This is a genomic window from Nonomuraea sp. NPDC049784, from assembly GCF_040659615.1.
Lineage (GTDB): Bacteria > Actinomycetota > Actinomycetes > Streptosporangiales > Streptosporangiaceae > Nonomuraea.
The window spans coordinates 1-16681 of record NZ_JBFAMX010000204.1; the positions used below are offsets into that span (position 1 = coordinate 1).

Consider the following 16681-nt stretch of genomic DNA (forward strand, 5'->3'; position numbering starts at 1 on the left):
CGCGCGGTCGGCGGCCTGACCACGCGCCAGATCGCGCAGGCCTACCTCGTGCCGGAGGCGACCATGGCCCAGCGCATCAGCAGGGCCAAGCGGACCGTCTCGGCCGTCCGGTTCAACCAGCCCGGTGACGTCGCCACGGTGCTGCGCGTGCTCTATCTGGTCTTCAACGAGGGCTACTCCGGCGACGTCGACCTGGCCGCCGAGGCGATCCGGCTCACTCGCCAACTGGCGGCCAAGACCCACCATGAGGAGGTCGCGGGCCTGCTCGCGCTCATGCTGCTCCACCACGCGCGGCGCCCGGCACGGACCGGCCCCGACGGCAGGCTCGTGCCCCTCGCCGAGCAGGACCGCAGCCTGTGGAACACCCGCCTGATCGCCGAGGGCGTCGACGTGCTCCAGGCAGCCCTCACCCGCGACCGACTGGGCGAGTTCCAGGCCCAAGCCGCCATCGCCGCGCTCCACGCCGACGCCCAGACGGCCGCCGAGACCGACTGGGTGCAGATCGTCGAGTGGTACGACGAACTGCTGCGCCTCACCGACAACCCGGTGGCCCGCCTCAACCGGGCCGTCGCGGTCGGCGAGGCCGACGGCCCGCGGGCCGGCCTGGCCGCCCTGGCGGAGCTCGACCCCGCCCTGCCCCGCCACACCGCCGCCGCGGCGTACCTACACGAGCGTGACGGTGACCCAGTCACCGCGGCACGGCTCTACGCCGAAGCCGCCCGATCAGCGCCCAACCTCCCCGAACGCGACCACCTCACGCGACAGGCCGCACGGCTCAACGCGCAACTGCGCAGTTGAGCGGCGGCGGGCAGGCATTCACCGACCCGATAGGGACGGTCTGCTCACCCTGTCGGCCGGCCGGACCGCGTCACTTGCCGTTCAAGAGGCCGACATCCCGTGCACCTCGCTCCTGACCAGCGATCACCGCGAGAGGAACCCCTACTGAAACAGCACCTTTCTCCGTGTCCCGGCCACCGTGTACCGCACACTGCAGCGAGGCTCGGCATCCGCCAAGACCGGCTGAGCGCTGGCCCTCCACTTTGCGGCTCGGGACTGCTTCGGGATTTCAGCCCACCAGGATCACCGACGCCGATGCCGGCATAGATCAGGCTTTCCGTTGGAGACGGCCATCATCTCGGTGAGCGGGAGGCGGGGCCGGGTGGCGCAGTCGATCGGCGGCTCCCCCGAGCACGCACTCCTCCCGCGAGCGCAGGACGAGTTCGGCCAGGCGACCACCACGCGGGGTACGGCCGTAAACCGTGCGAGTGAACTCGTCGACGGCATCGGCTCCGGCGGGGAGAAGGGGCGGCAGGTCGGGAAGCCCGGCTCGCCGCCACGGCTCAGGGAGCAAGGAGACCGCCGTCCAGACCACGCACGCCCGCAGCCCACTCGTCGTGTCGCGACAGGCCGGGCGGGAACCCCAGGGCGGCCGCCTCATCGAGGTCGATCCCCCATCCGGGAGCCTCGTTCGGCGTGAGCCAGCCGTCGACGATGCGCAGCGTGCCGGGAAACACCTCGTGAGTCGCGTCGTTGTACACGTGCCCTTCCTGGATTCCGAACGCGCTCGTGGTCACGTCCACCGCGACGTTCGCCGCCGCCCCGATCGGGGAGGTGTCGCCGGGCGCATGCCACGCGGTCTTGACACCGAAGAACTCGGCAAGGGTCGCCAGCTTCTTCGCCGGCGTGAGTCCACCGATCGCCGAGATGTGCGCGCGGATGAAGTCGACGCCACCCGACGTGATCAGCCTCGCCGCATCGGTGAGCGACGTGGCGAGCTCGCCGACGGCGATCGGGACCGGGGACTGCGAGCGCACGTCCGGCAGTCGGTCCCAGTGCTCCGGCGCCAGCACATCCTCCAGGAAGAACAGGCGGTACGGCTCGAGCGAGCGGGCGAGCACCACCGCCTCCTTCGGCGTGAGACGCGAGTGCACGTCGTGCAGCAGTTCCACGCCGTCGCCCAGACGCTTGCGCGCCTGCTCGAACAGGGCGGGCACACCGGCGAGGTATTCGCCGACGTTCCACCCGCGCGGGTAGGGCGCGCCGGCCCGCGGCATGCCGTCAACCGGGGGTGCCCCGTACGTCCCGATGCCCGTCTGCCCGGCCTGCAGGCGTACGTGCCGCCAGCCCTGCTCCACGAACTTCTCCGCCTGGTCCAGCGTGCTCGGGATGTCGCGCCCGCCGGCGTGGATGTACGTGTCGGCTGACGCGCGCACCTTGCCGCCGAGCAGTTCGTGCACGGGCAGGCCGGCTCGCTTGCCTGCGATGTCCCACAGCGCCATGTCGAGTCCCGACAGCGCGTTGTTCTCCACCGGCCCCTCCCGCCAGTAGCCCGAGAACCGCGCGAGCCGGATGAGGTCGCCGATGTCGCCCGGGTAGCGCCCAGTCACGAGCCGGGCCAGATGCTCCTCGACGAAGGCGACAACGGCGTGCCAGCGCTGGGTGAAGGTGGCGCAGCCCAGCCCGTGGAGCCCGTCGACGTCGGTGTCGACCCGCACGACGACGAGGGGCGTGCCCTCGGGCGCCGTGACGATGGCGCGCACGCTGGTGATGCGCACGTCCTCCCGGGCTGTCCAGGGCTGGTCGAAGGTGCGGAACGGGGCGGTGTCAACCATTGACGGTTCCCAACTCGAGCGGATCCCCGACCGGGTCCGGCCGGTGGATGGAGTACAGAGGTTCGAACCCGAGAAGGTCGCGGGCGCGAGTGGTGTCGATGAGCGGGCCGTACTCGCCGATGGGTGCGCGAACCGGGACCCCCGGGGCGTACTCGCGCAGCAGTTCGGCGGCCGGCCGGTCGATGAGCAGGTCGTCGGCGCTGAGACCGACCACGTGCGGACCGGTCAACGGCGCGGTCAACGCGCGCTCGATCGCCCGTACGCCGTCGCGGAGGTCGAGGTACGCCCAGCCTTCGCGCGCCATCGACGCCGGCTCGCGCTCGATGTCGGCCGCCATGCGCATGAGCGTCCGCCTGTCCTTGGTCAGCGGGAACCGTAGCGAAACCACGTCGATGCCCCAGCGGCGCCAGGCCATGCGCGCGGTGGCCTCGTCGCTGTTCTTCGACAGCGAGTACGCGTCCTCGATGTCGGCCGTGATCTCCTCGTCGATCGGGAAGTACGCCGGCTCGACGCCGTGGCTGTTCATCGGCACGCCGAAGGCGTTCACGCTGCTGGCGACGACTGCCCGGCGCACCCCGCGCTCACCGGCCTGGGCGAGCACGGTGAAGGTCGCCACGACGTTCGTGCCGTAGACGGTCGCCGGGGTGCCGAGCGACGGATGCGGGATGGCGGCCAGGTGCACCACGGCGTCGACGTCGTCGAGCGTCCGCGACACGGCGGCCTCGTCACGCGCGTCGCCGGCGATCACGCGGTCGGCCGGGCTCTCGTGCTCGAACGTGAGCGAGAACGCGGTGACCTTGACGCCGAGACGTACCAGGCTCTCGGTGGTCGCGCGGCCGATCGCGCCGTCGGCGCCGGTGACCAGGACGCGCTCCGGGAGGCCGCTCATCCCTTCACCCCTCCTGCCATGCCGACCCCGCGCAGGAACGAGCGCTGGAAGACGATGAACAGGACCACCGGGATGAGGAGGGCGAAGAACAGGCCTGCCATCTGGATGTTCAGCTCGCTGCCGGCCGCGATCTTCGGCAGCGCCAACGAGACGGGCTGCAGATCCGGGTTCGGCAGCACCAGCAACGGCCACAGATAGTCCTTCCACGAGGCGATGACGGCCAGGAGCGCGACGACTCCGAGGATCGGTCGCGAGAGCGGGAGCACGTTGAACCCGCTCGCCGCCGGCGGGCTGGAGGTCGGTCGGGAACGCCGGACGTGAACGTTTCCGATCAGTCCGGTCACGGAAGGTCGACGCGGGTGATGGAGATGGTGCCGTCCTGGCCGAGATCGTTGAACAGGATGGCTGAGCCGTCCGGGGTGAAGATCGGGTGGGGGTGGGCAGGGTGGCGGGTTGCGCGTGTGCGGGCGAGCGGGGTCGTGCGGCCCTCCGCCAGGTTCACCAGCAGCACGTCGGCAAGGCCGTCAGCGTCATCCCAGCCCTTGCCGGTCCGGTCCGCCGGTCCGGTCGTGTCGACCACCGCGAGTGTGCCGTCCCGGCTGATGTCGCAGTGCCAGTAGCGGTCGCCACGCGACAGCAGGCGTCCCGAGGGTTCGTCCGGCGATGTCCAGTAGAGGCCGCGAGGCTCGGCCGGACTGGCCCCGTAGGCCACAACCACCGCGCCCACCGCGTGATGCGCCCACCGCTCGTGCCCGAAGTACAGCCCCTCCGGCTGCTTGAGCACGCACTGGCCTTCCGGCATCTCGACGGCGTGCCGCGCCCACACGCGATCGGGCACGGTCTCCGTGGATCCTTCGTGGGAGAAACCGATCCACTCCTCGTCGGCGGGGCAGTAATGGGCGTGGTTCGCCCACCATTCGCGGGTGTGCAGTTCGCGGACGTGCCCTGTGTCGACGTCCACCTCGAGCAGCGTGTATGCCCCAGGTGACTCCTCGGACACCAGCACCCGATCACCGGACGAGTTGATGCTGACCAGCCCCTGCAGGGTATGGCCTACGGCGGCGCGATACGCGGTCTCGGGCTCTGCGGCGTGATCGGCGAGGTCTACGAGGTGCAGGACATCGTCCCACACCGCGGCGAGCCGCTCCGCTCCGCGCGCGACGTCGAACCAGACAGTCCCCTCCTTCGCGCTCTGGTCCGGCAGCGTGCACACTTCTCGCACGTCCACCTCGCCGGGGTTCCGCCACGCCACGCTGGCAATCCCGGTCGCCAGCCGGTCAGGATCCCAGCGGGTGATCGCCAACCTCTCTCCACCGGCGTGGAAGCCGTTTGCGTGGGGGTACGTCAAGTGCGCGCCTGTCGATAGGTTCATTGCTGAATCCTTCCTTCGTGGGTGTTCACTAGACTTTGGGTGTGCGTGGACGGGTCGTCAGCCGGTTGTGACAGCGTGAGTTCATCGCGGCGGGCTGTCGGCTGGGCCCGATATCTGACACCGGCGCCGGAGTCGTTCCGCCTCGGCCTCGTGTGCCTCGGCGTCGGCTCGATCGAGGGAAAGGTCGTGATACAGCAAGCCCGTGCCCTGCAGTCGTACGCCGCCGTGCTGGTGACCGAGGGTCGCGGCTGGTTGCGATGGAACGGCCGTTATCACGACATCGTCGCGCCGACCATGTTCTGGCTCCCGCCGGGTGTGCAGCATGCCTACGCTCCGGACCCGCAAGGATGGAGCGAGTGGTGGGCGCTCTTCGACGGTGACGCGACGCAGGTGTACAAGCAGTTCGGTTACATCGATCTGGACCAGCCTGTCCAGCGCGTCCACGACACCGACGCGCTCGTGACCGCCTTTCACTCGCTGGCCAGGGCGAGCCAGCCGGACGATCCGCGCAGCGACGTGGAGGCGGCCAGCGCGATGCACCACGTGATCAACGCGGCGTACAAGTCGATCTCCGCATCGGGATCGCCCCAAAGCCCAGTTCTGAGATCCCTGATGCACGACGCGTACAGCTCGGTGTCCGTGGAGGCTCACGCCAGCCGCCTCGGCATGTCGGTGACTTCGTTCCGGAAGGCTGTACGGCGTGCCGCCGGCTGCAGCCCCAAGGAGTACGTGCTTCGGCTCCGGCTCAACCGGGCGAAGGAGCTGCTGGTGAGCACCGACCTGCCGATCGCTGCGGTCGGCAGACGCGTCGGGTACGACGACGCCGGTTACTTCAGCCGGCTCTTCACGCGCAAGACCGGGGTCGCACCGAGCCAGTTCCGCGAGAGTCAGCGCCGGATGGGTGGAGACCTGCAGGCCTAGCAGTCGGAAAGTCCATCCGGCACGTCGATCTGTGCATGGCGAACCCCATCCGCTGTTGGCAAGGTCGTCTTCATGCTGACCTCCAACGGCTACACCCTCGACGAGTCTCCCACCCGGCTGGGCGAGCTCGAGGCCGTACCCGACGCCGAACGTCACGATCGCGATGCCCTGTTGACGCGGATCCGTCGCGACGGCTATCTCTTCCTCAGGCGGGCTCTCGATCCAGCCGTCGTACTCGAGTTCCGCCGGTACTACTTCGAGCGGATCAGCGCAGCCGGCGCCAATCTCACGGCACCCGGATCGGACGCCGGGGACGGGATCGCCGGCGGGCGGTTGGATCGCGCGGCGCTCCGCCGGGCTCTGTTCACCGACATCGTTCCAGGTTCCACCTATCGTGCGTTCTGCACGCAGCCTGCGATCCGGGACTGGTTCGCCTGGTTCCTCGGTGGGACGATCCATCTGCACCGGCGCAAGATCATCCGGCACACGGCGCCTGGCGAGGCCGGGATCGGTACCGCCACCCAAGCGCACTACGACCTCGTCTACATTCGCGAGGGAACGGACCGGGTTCTGTCCGCGTGGATCCCGCTCGGCGACTGCCCGGTCTCTCGCGGCGGCCTGACGTACCTGGAAGGTAGCCACCGTCGTGTCATGCGCGCGGAAGCCGATGGCACCCTCAAGCGTCCAGCGGCATCGATCACCGCCGATCTGCCGGCGCTGGCGTCGGAGTACGACGCTCGCTGGCTGGTGGCCGACTACCGGGCCGGCGACATGGTCATCCATACGGCTCACATCGTTCACGCCGCCCTCGACAACGTCGATCCGGACGGAGTTATGCGACTGTCCACCGACATCCGCTACCAACGTGCCGACCACCCTATCGACCTTCGCTGGCAAGAAGACTGGCACGAACGCGACGGGCTGTAAGCCGGCAGGGACGTAGTCCGGCATCCCTGCGGGGCGGCGTCCCGGCCCGGCGGCTCGCTCCGCTCCGGCCGGCATTCGCACAGTTCCTCGATCGGCAGGTCGAACACGGCCATGCCTCAGTCCTCTCGCTTGCGCCACGGGCGCAGTAGCCGGATAACCATCGTCGCGAAGATCGGCGTTCAGCCTTTGATCCCGTCGGCCAGGCCGGCACCGCGGAGAAAGTAGCGCTGGAAGAGCAGGAAGATGACGATCGGCAGCACCACGGAGATCAGCAGTCCCGCCATGAACAGGCTGATCTGCACGTTGTCGCGGATCGACGGAAGCATCACCGACAACGGCTGTTTGGTGCGGTCCGGCAGGACCAGCTTCGGCCACAGGTACTCGCGCCAGGCCGCGATGATGGACAGCAGCGACACGACGCCGATGATCGGTCCGGACAGCGGCAGCACCAGTGACGTGAACATGCGGAAGTTGCCGACGCCGTCGATCTTGGCAGCCTCGAACAGCTCGGCCGGCAGTTGCGCGAAGAACCGGCCGGTGATGATCACGTTGAAGGCGCTGGCGCCGGCGGGCAGCCAGATCGCCCAGTAGGTGTTGATCAACGACCCGCCCAGGACCGGAACCTTGAGCACGGTCAGGTAGAGCGGCACGAGCGAGACCACGGCGGGGATGAACATCGTGGCCAGCAGCGCACCGTTGATGATCTTGGCATACCTCGGTCGCAGGATCGCCAGCGCGTAGCCTCCGGTCGTCGCCACCAGCACCGACACGGCCCAGTTGCCGAGGGCGATCAGGACCGTGTTGATCAGTGCCGGACCGACCCGGAGCCGGGACCAGGCGGTCTCGATGTTCTGCCACTGCGGCTGGCCCGGCCACAGGGCGAGCGGGTTCGAGGCGATGTCGTGCGGTTGCGAGATCGCCGCCTTGGCCAGCCACAGGATGGGCCCGAGGCCGGCCAGGGCGAGCAGGATCAGGATCAGGGCCTGGCCGCCGCCGAGGGTCCAGCGCACCAGCGGGCGCCGGCGATCCGCCGCGGAGATGATGCCGCGGTCCCCGGTCCGCGCGCTCACGTCGTACTCCAGCGCCGCGTGAGCCGGAAGTACAGCAGCGACAGCAGCCCGAGGAAGATGGCGAGCAGCACTGACAGCGCGGTCGCCCCACCGTAGTCGCCGTTGATGAAGGCGTAGTTGTAGAGCAGCATCAGGATCGTGGTGGTCGCGTTCGCCGGACCGCCGCCGGTGAACAGGAACGGTTCTGTGAACACCTGGAACGTGCCGATGATCTGCAGCAGCAGGGTGATGAGCAGGATCGTCCGCATCTGCGGCAGCGTCACGTGCACGATTCGCCGCCAGATCGAGGCTCCGTCGATCTCGGCCGCCTCGTAGAGATCCTTGCGGACGCCGGACAGCGCGGCCAGGTAGATGATCATCGTCGAGCCGGCGTTGGCCCAGGTCGCCTCTAGGACGATGCTCGGCATCGCGGAGTGCGCGTCCTGCAGCCACTGGAACGGGCCGAGGCCGATGCCCCGGGCAAGGGTGTTGAACAGGCCGGAGTCACTCGCGTCGTAGAACACCCGCCACAACAGGATCGCCACCACCGGTGGCAGTACCACGGGCAGGTACGCCAGCACCGAGAATAACGCCCGGCCACGGCGCAGCTCGCGGACGAAGACCGCGAGCGCGAGCGGCGCCGGGTACCCGAACACCAAGGCCAGCAACGCGAACCACGCGGTGTTGCGTACCGCGGTGACGAGCAGCGGATCGGCCAGGATCTTGCGGAAGTTGTCGAGTCCGACCCACTCCGCCGCGGTGACGAGATTCGTCTGCTGGAACGCGAGGACCAGACCTTGCGCGATCGGCCACCAAGAGAACAGCCCGAAGATCACCAGCGTCGGGATGAGGAACACCAGGGTGCTGATCCCGCCGCGCCGGACCCACCGCGCAAGGCGCTGCGTGAAGCGCGTGGTCCGGTGGTCCCCGGATGCGAGCCGGATGCTCACCGACTTCGATGCCATCACGAGCTCGCCAGCAGCCCGTCGACCGTCTTCGACGCGTCCTCGAGCAGCTTGCCGAGGTCGGTGTCCTTCTGGGTCAGTACGGTCTGGAGGACCGAGTCGAGGTTCGCGTACACCTTCTGCCCGGCGACCGGCGGTTCGATCATCAGCTTCAGCGACGCGGCCTTGGACGTGTACGGCGTGAAGTTCGCCTGGACCGTGTTCACATACGGCTTGATCCACTCGTCGTACTGCTTCTTCGACGCCTCGTCGAACAACCACAGCATCGGCAGGCCGACGGAGTACTGCTTATCCGCGTTCGCGGCCTTCGCATCGGTGACCGCATGGTCCTGGTTGGTGAACTTCTCCAGCCAGAAGAACTCGGCCCACTTGACCGCGGCCTCGATCTGCTGCTTCGACGCCTTCGGGTTGAACATCTGTACGGCGCCGCCGGTCAGTGTGCCGCCGTCCGGCGAGCCGAGCGGCAGCGGCGCGACGCCGATGTCCTCACCCTTGGCGCCCATCGTGGTGACAGCGTCGCGGTAGTCGCCTGGCGTACCGATGTACATCCCGACCTTGCCACCGGCGAACTCCTGCTGCAGCTGCTTCTGGTTGAACAGGAAGTTGCTGCCCATCGCGTTGTCGGTCCAGCGCATCTGCTGGAGCGTGGTGAGCGCGTTCTCCATCGGGGTGTCGTTGAAGGCGGCCGAGGCCTTTCCGCCGTTCACCTTCTCGATGGATCCGCCGTACGTGTAGGTCATCGCGGTGAGGACCCAGCCGCCGGTGTTGTTGGTGGTCATCATCGCGTAGCCGACCTTGCCGGTCTTGTCCGCGATCATCTTGGCATCCTGCCGGACCTCTTCCCACGTGGTCGGCGGTTTGTCTGGGTCGAGCCCGGCCTGCTTGAACAGCGCGCGGTTGTAGTTGAGGCTCATCGTGTACGCCTGCACCGGCAGGCCGAAGATGTGGCCGCTGGAGTCCTGGACGGTCTTCAGCACCTCCGGATTGATCTTGCTGCTGACCGGCGACGCCTTCACCACGTCGGTGATGTCGGCGAGCTGCTTACGCTCGATCAGACCCTGGACGTCGGTGTACGGGATCGCGACCACGGTCGGCAGCGTCCCGGCGGCCAGGTCGGCCTGGAACGTCTGCACGTCGTACCCGTACTCCGAACCCTCGATCTTGATCTTCGGGTTGGCCTTCTCGAACTGCGCGACCCGGTCGGTCCAGGTCTTCAGCGCGGCCGCCTGGTCCGGCGTGGGCTTCTGCCCGACCGTGATCGTCACGGTGCCGTCATCGCTGATGCCTTCGCTCCCGGATCCTGATGAGCAGGAGGTGGCCGCCAGGATCACCAGCGCGGTGACGGCGCCCGCCCTCCATCGTGTGGTCAACACTGCTTACTCCTTCTCTCAGCTGGTGAACGTTCCTGGCAGGAACAGGGTGGTGGTCTTCCCCGTGACGATCCCGCTCGCCCACTGCAGGGCCCCGGCACGCCCGGCGCCGTCGTCCTCGTTCATGGCGAGGGCGATCGCGACCGGTCCTGCCGGCTGGGACTGGAACCCGAGCGCCGCCCAGGGCAGCTTGACCTGGTACGACGTAACGCCGTCCGCGCGCGTGATCGCGGCGGTGGCGCCGGGCGTGGTCCCGGCCGGGCTGCCGTCCGAGGTGCCGAAGGTGTAGACGGCCGGCCCGGTCGACAGCAAGGCGGCACCGATCTCGGTGGCGGTCGGGCTTTCACCCGGCAGCCCGTGGCTGATCGCGAACTGCAGGCTGTCGCCGCGCCACAAGGTGGCAGCGGTCCCGGTCTGGGAGAACACGTCATCGGTGACGGCCGCGTTGATGGTCAGCCCCGTCGCGTCGTACTGGAAGCTCGCCGTACCCGAAAGGTCGGCAGGTCCGCCCCAGGGGCGGGTGAAGGCGATCCAGCTGGCGTCGGTGGCGAGGTTGATCGAGCTGCTCGGGGTTGTTGCCAAGGGCGCGATCGGGTTGAAGGCGGTGGTGCCCGTCGCGGAGACCTTGTTGCCGTCGGAGGTGGTGAGATCCACCGTGTAGGCGTAGGGCTTCCAGAGCTGGAGACCGCTGACCGGGATGCTGATCATTGCCTTCTGTCCCGGTGCGATCGACTGGCCGGTGCCAGCTGTGCCTTTCTGCCCGGCGATGGTCCAGGCCAGGCCCTGGATCGTCGCTGCTGTGGTCGCTCTGGTGTTGGTGAGCTCGACACCGAGGCCGGCCTGCAGCGGTGAGACCTGGGTGATCTGCGGGAGGACGCGGATCTTGGTCGCAGGTTCGACGCTGGTCCACGCGACCAGGCGCGCGGTCGGTTTCCCATTACGGGCGACCGTCGCGACCAGGTGCCGCGACCCGAGGGTGTCGCTCGCCGGGGCCGGGATGGTGACCGTGGTGTCCTGGCCCGGGGTGACCAGAACCTGCTTGGTCTGGCCCGCGATCGTCACCGTGCGCGGGCCGAGGTTGCGGACCGTGCTCTTGAGAGTCACCGTGACCGCGGTCGGCTCCAGCGAGTTGGACGGATCCGCGGCCGCGACCTTCAACTCCGGCTTCGACTGCTGCGAGGCCGCGGTGGCGGGTCCCTTGACGAAGACCGGATCCTGGTCGACGGTCAGGTTCACGACGCCGCCCGTCGGGGTCAGGGTGGTCTTGTGGCCGTACATGTCGGTCACTTCGAGCGGGCTGGTGGTGGTGAGGTTGACGGATGAGGTGCCGGTGCCGGTCGACCAGAGCACACGGGTGGTCGCGGCACCGGAGCCGAAGCGGTAGGAGTACAGCGGAGACGGCAGGGTGTCGCGGCCGCTGTAGGCGAGGCCCGTGAGGGCGCGGATCGTGGTCGCCTTCGCCACCAGGCCCGGCTTCGGGGCCATGCCGGCGATCGGCCCGGCCGGGGCCTGCAGGAGGCCGAAGGTGCTCTCTTTGTCGTCCAGGTTGGTGCCGTCGTTCAGGGCGTCGTACCAGTAGAACTGGCTGACGCCGTTCGCGATCATGATCACGTCGTTGCGGATCGATTTGCGCGCCTGGTCGAGCATCGAGCCGCCGAAGCTCGGCGCGGTCGGGTAGCCCTCCTCGCTGATCCAGATCGGCTTGCCGGCACCGCCGTTCGCGTCGGCCTCGGTGCGCAGGTTCTGGATCTGGGTGTCCAGGTCTCCCTCCGGGCCGGGGAACGTGTAGATGTGCGCGTTGATCGAGTCCATGTAGGCCAGCCCACCCAGGGACAGCAACTGGTCGCGGAAGGAGGTGTCGCCCTTGTTCGGGCCGACGTCGGCGATGACGTTCGCGTTCGGGTTGTCCTTGTGGGTCTGCTCGTACGCGGCCTTGATCAGCTGGAGGAAGCACGCGCCGGTGATCCCGCAGGCGCTGTCGTTGAAGCCGGCCATGTAGTACTCGTTGTAGGTCTCGATGTCGTTGGTGGTGCCGGCGAAGTGTTTGAGCCACCAGCTCTGATAGCGGCCGTACGCCGCCAGGCCGTCGGGCGTGCTCGGGGTGTGGCCGCCGTCGTACAACGGGTTGCGGTAGCCGGTTACCAGCAGCGGGATGATGCCGTTCGCCTTCGCGTCCGCGATCATCGCGTCGTACTTCGGGTCGACCGAGTAGTTGCCGGGCGAGCCGGACTCGACGCGCGGCCACTCGAGGCTGTCGCGGATGTGCGAGAAGCCGGTCAGGGCGAGGGTGCGGATCAAGGCGCCGCTGAGGTTGTAGTAGTGGGACATGTGCGTGTTCACGCCCCACTTGCCGGTTGGGGATTGGATTCCCGCCGGGAGCGGCGGGATGACGGCCAGCGTCGTACCGACGACCGTCTGACCGGCGGTGAGGCGGAGGTTGTAGAAGCCGGGCTTCAAGCCGCTGGTGCTGATCGAGCCCACCCCGGCTGTAACCGCAGCGTTGCCTGAGGCAACCGGGAGATACTGGTCGTCGGTGATGCTCCAGGCGACCGAGGACGCGGTCGAGGTGAGCGTGACGCTGCCCGCGCCCTGAGTGAAGACCAGGCTCTGGTTGGTCACCGTAATGCCGGTGGTGTCCGCGAACGAGACGCTGACCGACGAGACGCAGACCGGGCTGATGACACCGCCAGGTGCATTCGCCATCAGACGGATGTCGGCGCCGTTCGCGCGGTTCTGGAAGTTGATGCTGGACATCCGTAACTGCGTGGTCGCCCAGGCTCCCGAGCCGGGAAACGAGAACCACGGCAGCGGGGTGAAGGCCGCGCTGACGCTGTCGTACTGCGCGGTGAGCTGCTGACCTGGGCTGTCGAAGTAGTTCACCGTCAGCACCGCGTCGGTGGCGCCGGCCGGGATCCTGGCCGCGTCGATGTTCAGATAGATGTACTGGTTCTTCAGGTCGTTGCTGGTCTGCCAGCACGGCACCCCGAGCCGGCTCGACGCCGCGTGCTCAGGTGTCTTGTCCGGATCTCCTGGCCAGGCGGTGATCCCGTCTGCGGCCACCGGGTTCGTGAAGGTGATCCCGGGATCACCCGAGGCTGATGCCGGTGACACCACCTGGGTGGCGGCCAGCACCGCGGCTGCGACGACGGCGAGAAGTCTGAGACATCCTGGTCGACCGATCATGAGCGACCCCCGCTGCTGACTCTGCAACGGTGCATGGCGAACCTCCAGATCGACAGCGCGTTGGGTGGCCATATTGCCCGGCGAGCGCTTTCCCGACAAGAGCGCGAGATTGGTTTTTTTGCTGCTGCACGGGGGAGGATGGCCGAAGTCGGGTGTTGGACAGCGCTGTCCCAAACCAGATCGTTATCATGTCAGTCGTGTCGAACGAACCCAATGGGAATCCCCGGCTGGCCGATGTCGCGCGCGCGGCGGGTGTATCGCAGTCCACGGCCTCCCGCGTGCTCAACGGCAGTGTCCGGCAGGTCGCCGACGAGTACCGGGAGCGGGTGCTGGCCGCGGCGGAACAGGTCGGGTACACCACCAACCTCGCCGCGCAAGCGATGGCGCGCGGTCGCTATCCCGCGGTCGCATTGGTGGTCGGCGATATTCGCGACCAGTTCTTCGCCCGGATCGCCTTCGGGGCGATGCGGGAGGCGTCCCAGCGCGGTTACATCCTGAACCTGCTCTCGACCGAAGGTGACGAGTCGCGGGAACGCGATCTGGTGCAGGATCTGCGCCGGCAGCGCCCACAGGCGCTGGTGCTGGCCAGGAAGCGGGATACGACCGCGAAGGCGGGCTCCAGGCTGATGGAGCAGCTGCTGGGCTTCCAGCGCGAGAGCGGCCGGGTCGTGATCGTCGGCGAAGCCTCCGAGCCGGTCCTGGCGATCAGGCCGCCGGACTTCAACGGTGGCAAGGCGCTCGCCGGTGCCCTGCTTGGCCTGGGTTATCGGCGTTTCGTCGTTTTCCTCGCCGACGAGGCGGTCCCCTCGGAGCGTGATCGGCTCGACGGTTTCCGGGTCGGACTGTCCGCCGGCGGTGTGGCGCTACCGGACAGCCACGTCTACCAAGCCGTGCACAGCGTTGCGGGCGGGATCGAGGCCGCGACCGCGTATCTGGCGGATCGACCCGATGCCGAGATCATCGTCAGCACCGAGGACGTGGTCGCCTGGGGCGCCATTCATCGATTGCGGGAGAGCGGCTTGGTGGTGCCCGACGACGTCGCGGTCGCCGGGTACGGCCATCGCCTGTTCAGCCCGTTCGGCGACGAGGCCGACTGGCTCACCACGGTCCGGTCTCCGCTCGAGGAGATGGGTGCCGCCGCGGTCAGCGCTGCCCTTGATCCGCTGGCAAGCGACATCCCGATGCCGTCAGCGGAGATTCATCTGGGTGGCAGTACACCGGATCGCACGTGACCGACGACGGCCCGCGGGCGCCGGCACGGTGCCCTGGCCAGATTGGACGGCGCGCAGCGCGGTGCCGAACGCTCGCGCGTGTATGCCTTCGTCACGGGCGATCTCCGAGAAGCGGGCGGCCGCCCGGCTGTAGCCGCCGGCCTTGGCCCGCTGCGCGAAGCCGGGATACATCTTCTGGGACTCGTACCTCTCCCCGGCCATCGCGGCACGCACATTCGCGGCATCGCCGCGTACGAGTCCGCTCAGCGCGGCCTCTTCCTTGAAGTGCTCGCCCAGTTCCACATCAGCGGTCCGCTCGAACAGGCGGGCCACCGACGGCAGATTCTCCCGCTGCGCCTGCGCGGCATAGAGGCGGTAGGAGGCGTTGGCGAACGCCTCACCGCGCATCGACTGCTCGAGATCCTTCTGGGTTTGCGGACTCGGCGGGTCCACCGTATCGGCGGGCAGACCCACCGGTGAGGCGGAAGCGGCGAACGCACCACCCATGGGCATGCCCAGTGCGATGGTGAACGCGCCGGTGATGAGTGCGCGTACTGACAAGGGGATCATCTCGACCTCCCCGCCTGGTGCGGATGCCTACGGTCATCGTGAGACGGCTTAACCTGGCGAGGTGGTCGGTAACGGTCATCCTGGCAAAACCACGTGAAGCATGCAGGCCGGATGCAAAACATGGCCCATGTGCAGGGCGAGGCAACCCCCGGTTGTACGCCGGCATCCGGCCATCTGGCAGGACAGCCGTCCCCGCATGCTCTAGATGGATCGCGCTCGCCGGCTCCGCGGCCCAAGACGTGATCGCCTCCTCATAGACGACCTGGACGACGACGAAGCCTGACCGCCGACTCGCCATCCAGGTTCAACAGCGCGTCCAGGGGCCGCCAATGAGGCACCCGTCGTTCGGAACATGTCCGGGACAGTTCGGAACGCTTGGTTGATCTTGCTTGTGGTCGACGGGATTGGTGACATGGGGTATGCGGGCACGGTTGGTGCTCGCTGCCTCTGTATAACGGCCCGCCATGTCTTTCTCCTGAGCACGGCGTGGATCGGTTTGAGGCGAGGAAGAGAGCTCCTCTTACCGGCGGGAGCCCTCTTCGCATGTTCGGATCCGGTCGGTAAGGCCCGTTCGGGACGCGTGGCCAAAGCCTCCAGGCGGCGTTCCGGAGCGCCTGGCTCTGGTCGGATCTGCTTCCGGACAAGCCGTCGCCGGGGGCGAGCGTTCGGGCGGGGCGCCCCGAAAAGGCGCTGGCGAATCCCGATCGTCTCGATATTCCGCGTTCTCTTGAAGGTGGCACGCGAGAAGGCGGACTCTTTCCTTCACCAATTGCGCCCTCTGGTCGGTAACCAGGGCGCAATGGCGGAATGCCGTTGCCTTCACCCTGCTCCCGGCCCTCCTGAGATTCATGGCTGTTCTCGTCAACCCGGCGCGGGACTCAGGGAGTGTCAGGAGTCGACATTACCGACGAGAGGAGAGCAGGTGGAGGCGGACTTCGCGGACTTCGTACAGCGCCGGGGAGAGTATCACCTGAAAACGGCGGTCCTGCTCACCGGCGACTGGCAAGCGGCCGAAGATCTGGTGCAGGCCTCGTTAGGCAAGTTGTACCGGGTATGGCATCGCCTGGACACCAGCACCAACCCTGATGCGTATCTGCGCAGGATTCTCGTCAACACCCACCGGTCATGGTGGCGCGCCCGATGGCGCCGTGAGATCCCGTGTGCCGAGCTGCCCAACCTGCCCGGCCCCGACGACCTGGGCGAGGCGCGGGCCGCGGCCGAGGACGTACGCAACGCGCTGGCGAAACTGCCGGGCAGGCAGCGTACGGCGCTGGTGCTGCGGTTCTTCGCCGACCTGCCGGAAGCGGAGGTCGCCGACCTGATGGGCTGCTCGGTGGGGACGGTCAAGACCCACACGCATCGCGGCCTGCAGGCGATGCGGCGGCTGATTGCCCCCGGCACGCTGGTCAACCGAACCGAGGAGGAAGGGAGTGGGATCCGATGAGAAACCGACACGAGGAGCCGTCCATGAACGAGCTTGACATCCGCAAACTGCTCATCAAGGCGACCGAGGACCAGCCACCGGGCATCGACCTGATGCCCGCCTCACCCGGCAGGCGCCGGCTGGCCCGGGTCCTGGTCCCGGTCGCCACGCTCGGCGCCGCCGCCGCGC

General features: G+C 68.1%; 14 protein-coding genes. 5 read left to right on the forward strand and 9 right to left on the reverse strand.

Going from position 1 to position 16681, the window contains the following annotated elements:
- Positions 1-798, forward strand: a 798-nt coding sequence (locus AB0J09_RS32540; RefSeq protein ID WP_360699239.1) for a DUF6596 domain-containing protein, incomplete at its 5' end; no start/stop codon positions are given.
- Between the two features lie 542 nt (positions 799-1340).
- Here AB0J09_RS32540 and AB0J09_RS32545 read toward each other — a convergent pair.
- Genes AB0J09_RS32545 through AB0J09_RS32560 form a run of 4 tightly spaced genes read right to left on the reverse strand, consistent with a single transcriptional unit; the run spans position 1341 to position 4804 of the window.
- Positions 1341-2612, reverse strand: a complete 1272-nt coding sequence (locus AB0J09_RS32545; RefSeq protein WP_360699241.1) for an enolase C-terminal domain-like protein — start codon at positions 2610-2612, stop codon at positions 1341-1343.
- Positions 2605-3501: an NAD(P)-dependent oxidoreductase gene (locus AB0J09_RS32550; RefSeq protein ID WP_360699243.1), complete on the reverse strand. Its 897-nt coding sequence runs from the start codon at positions 3499-3501 to the stop codon at positions 2605-2607. The genes AB0J09_RS32545 and AB0J09_RS32550 overlap by 8 nt, the downstream gene beginning before the upstream one ends.
- Positions 3498-3845, reverse strand: a complete 348-nt coding sequence (locus AB0J09_RS32555; protein ID WP_360699245.1) for a hypothetical protein — start codon at positions 3843-3845, stop codon at positions 3498-3500. Before AB0J09_RS32555 ends, AB0J09_RS32550 begins: the two co-directional genes overlap by 4 nt.
- On the reverse strand, positions 3842-4804 hold the full coding sequence (locus tag AB0J09_RS32560) for an oligogalacturonate lyase family protein (protein ID WP_360699247.1): 963 nt from the start codon (positions 4802-4804) through the stop codon (positions 3842-3844). Before AB0J09_RS32560 ends, AB0J09_RS32555 begins: the two co-directional genes overlap by 4 nt.
- Before the next feature lie 144 nt (positions 4805-4948).
- Here AB0J09_RS32560 and AB0J09_RS32565 point away from each other — a divergent pair, with 144 nt between their 5' ends.
- Positions 4949-5794, forward strand: a complete 846-nt coding sequence (locus AB0J09_RS32565) for an AraC family transcriptional regulator (RefSeq protein ID WP_360699249.1) — start codon at positions 4949-4951, stop codon at positions 5792-5794.
- Positions 5795-5866: 72 nt separating this feature from the next.
- The gene (locus AB0J09_RS32570; protein WP_360699251.1) at positions 5867-6721 is read left to right on the forward strand and encodes a phytanoyl-CoA dioxygenase family protein; all 855 of its coding nucleotides are present in this window, start codon (positions 5867-5869) and stop codon (positions 6719-6721) included.
- A gap of 179 nt (positions 6722-6900) precedes the next feature.
- Here AB0J09_RS32570 and AB0J09_RS32575 read toward each other — a convergent pair whose 3' ends face one another.
- From AB0J09_RS32575 to AB0J09_RS32590, 4 genes are read right to left on the reverse strand one after another with little or no spacing between them, the layout of a single operon-like run.
- Positions 6901-7791: a carbohydrate ABC transporter permease gene (locus AB0J09_RS32575; protein ID WP_360699252.1), complete on the reverse strand. Its 891-nt coding sequence runs from the start codon at positions 7789-7791 to the stop codon at positions 6901-6903.
- Entirely contained in the window at positions 7788-8720 is a 933-nt protein-coding gene (locus AB0J09_RS32580) for a sugar ABC transporter permease (RefSeq protein WP_360699254.1), read from the reverse strand. The genes AB0J09_RS32575 and AB0J09_RS32580 overlap by 4 nt, the downstream gene beginning before the upstream one ends.
- Positions 8721-8734: 14 nt before the next feature.
- Positions 8735-10105 (reverse strand): extracellular solute-binding protein, encoded by a 1371-nt coding sequence (locus AB0J09_RS32585; RefSeq protein WP_360699256.1) that lies wholly within the window; start codon positions 10103-10105, stop codon positions 8735-8737.
- Between the two features lie 18 nt (positions 10106-10123).
- The gene (locus AB0J09_RS32590; protein WP_360699258.1) at positions 10124-13288 is read right to left on the reverse strand and encodes a sugar-binding protein; all 3165 of its coding nucleotides are present in this window, start codon (positions 13286-13288) and stop codon (positions 10124-10126) included.
- Between the two features lie 197 nt (positions 13289-13485).
- Here AB0J09_RS32590 and AB0J09_RS32595 point away from each other — a divergent pair, with 197 nt between their 5' ends.
- Positions 13486-14520: a LacI family DNA-binding transcriptional regulator gene (locus AB0J09_RS32595; RefSeq protein WP_360699260.1), complete on the forward strand. Its 1035-nt coding sequence runs from the start codon at positions 13486-13488 to the stop codon at positions 14518-14520.
- On the opposite strand, the gene AB0J09_RS32600 is transcribed toward AB0J09_RS32595, so the two are convergent.
- A complete protein-coding gene (locus AB0J09_RS32600) occupies positions 14476-15069 on the reverse strand; it encodes a rubrerythrin family protein (protein ID WP_360699262.1) in 594 nt (197 codons plus the stop codon). The two genes, AB0J09_RS32595 and AB0J09_RS32600, sit on opposite strands and share 45 nt — an antisense overlap.
- A gap of 922 nt (positions 15070-15991) precedes the next feature.
- Between AB0J09_RS32600 and AB0J09_RS32605 the strand changes: the two genes are divergently transcribed.
- Positions 15992-16513 (forward strand): SigE family RNA polymerase sigma factor, encoded by a 522-nt coding sequence (locus tag AB0J09_RS32605; RefSeq protein WP_360699264.1) that lies wholly within the window; start codon positions 15992-15994, stop codon positions 16511-16513.
- The last annotated feature ends 168 nt before the right edge of the window (positions 16514-16681 follow it).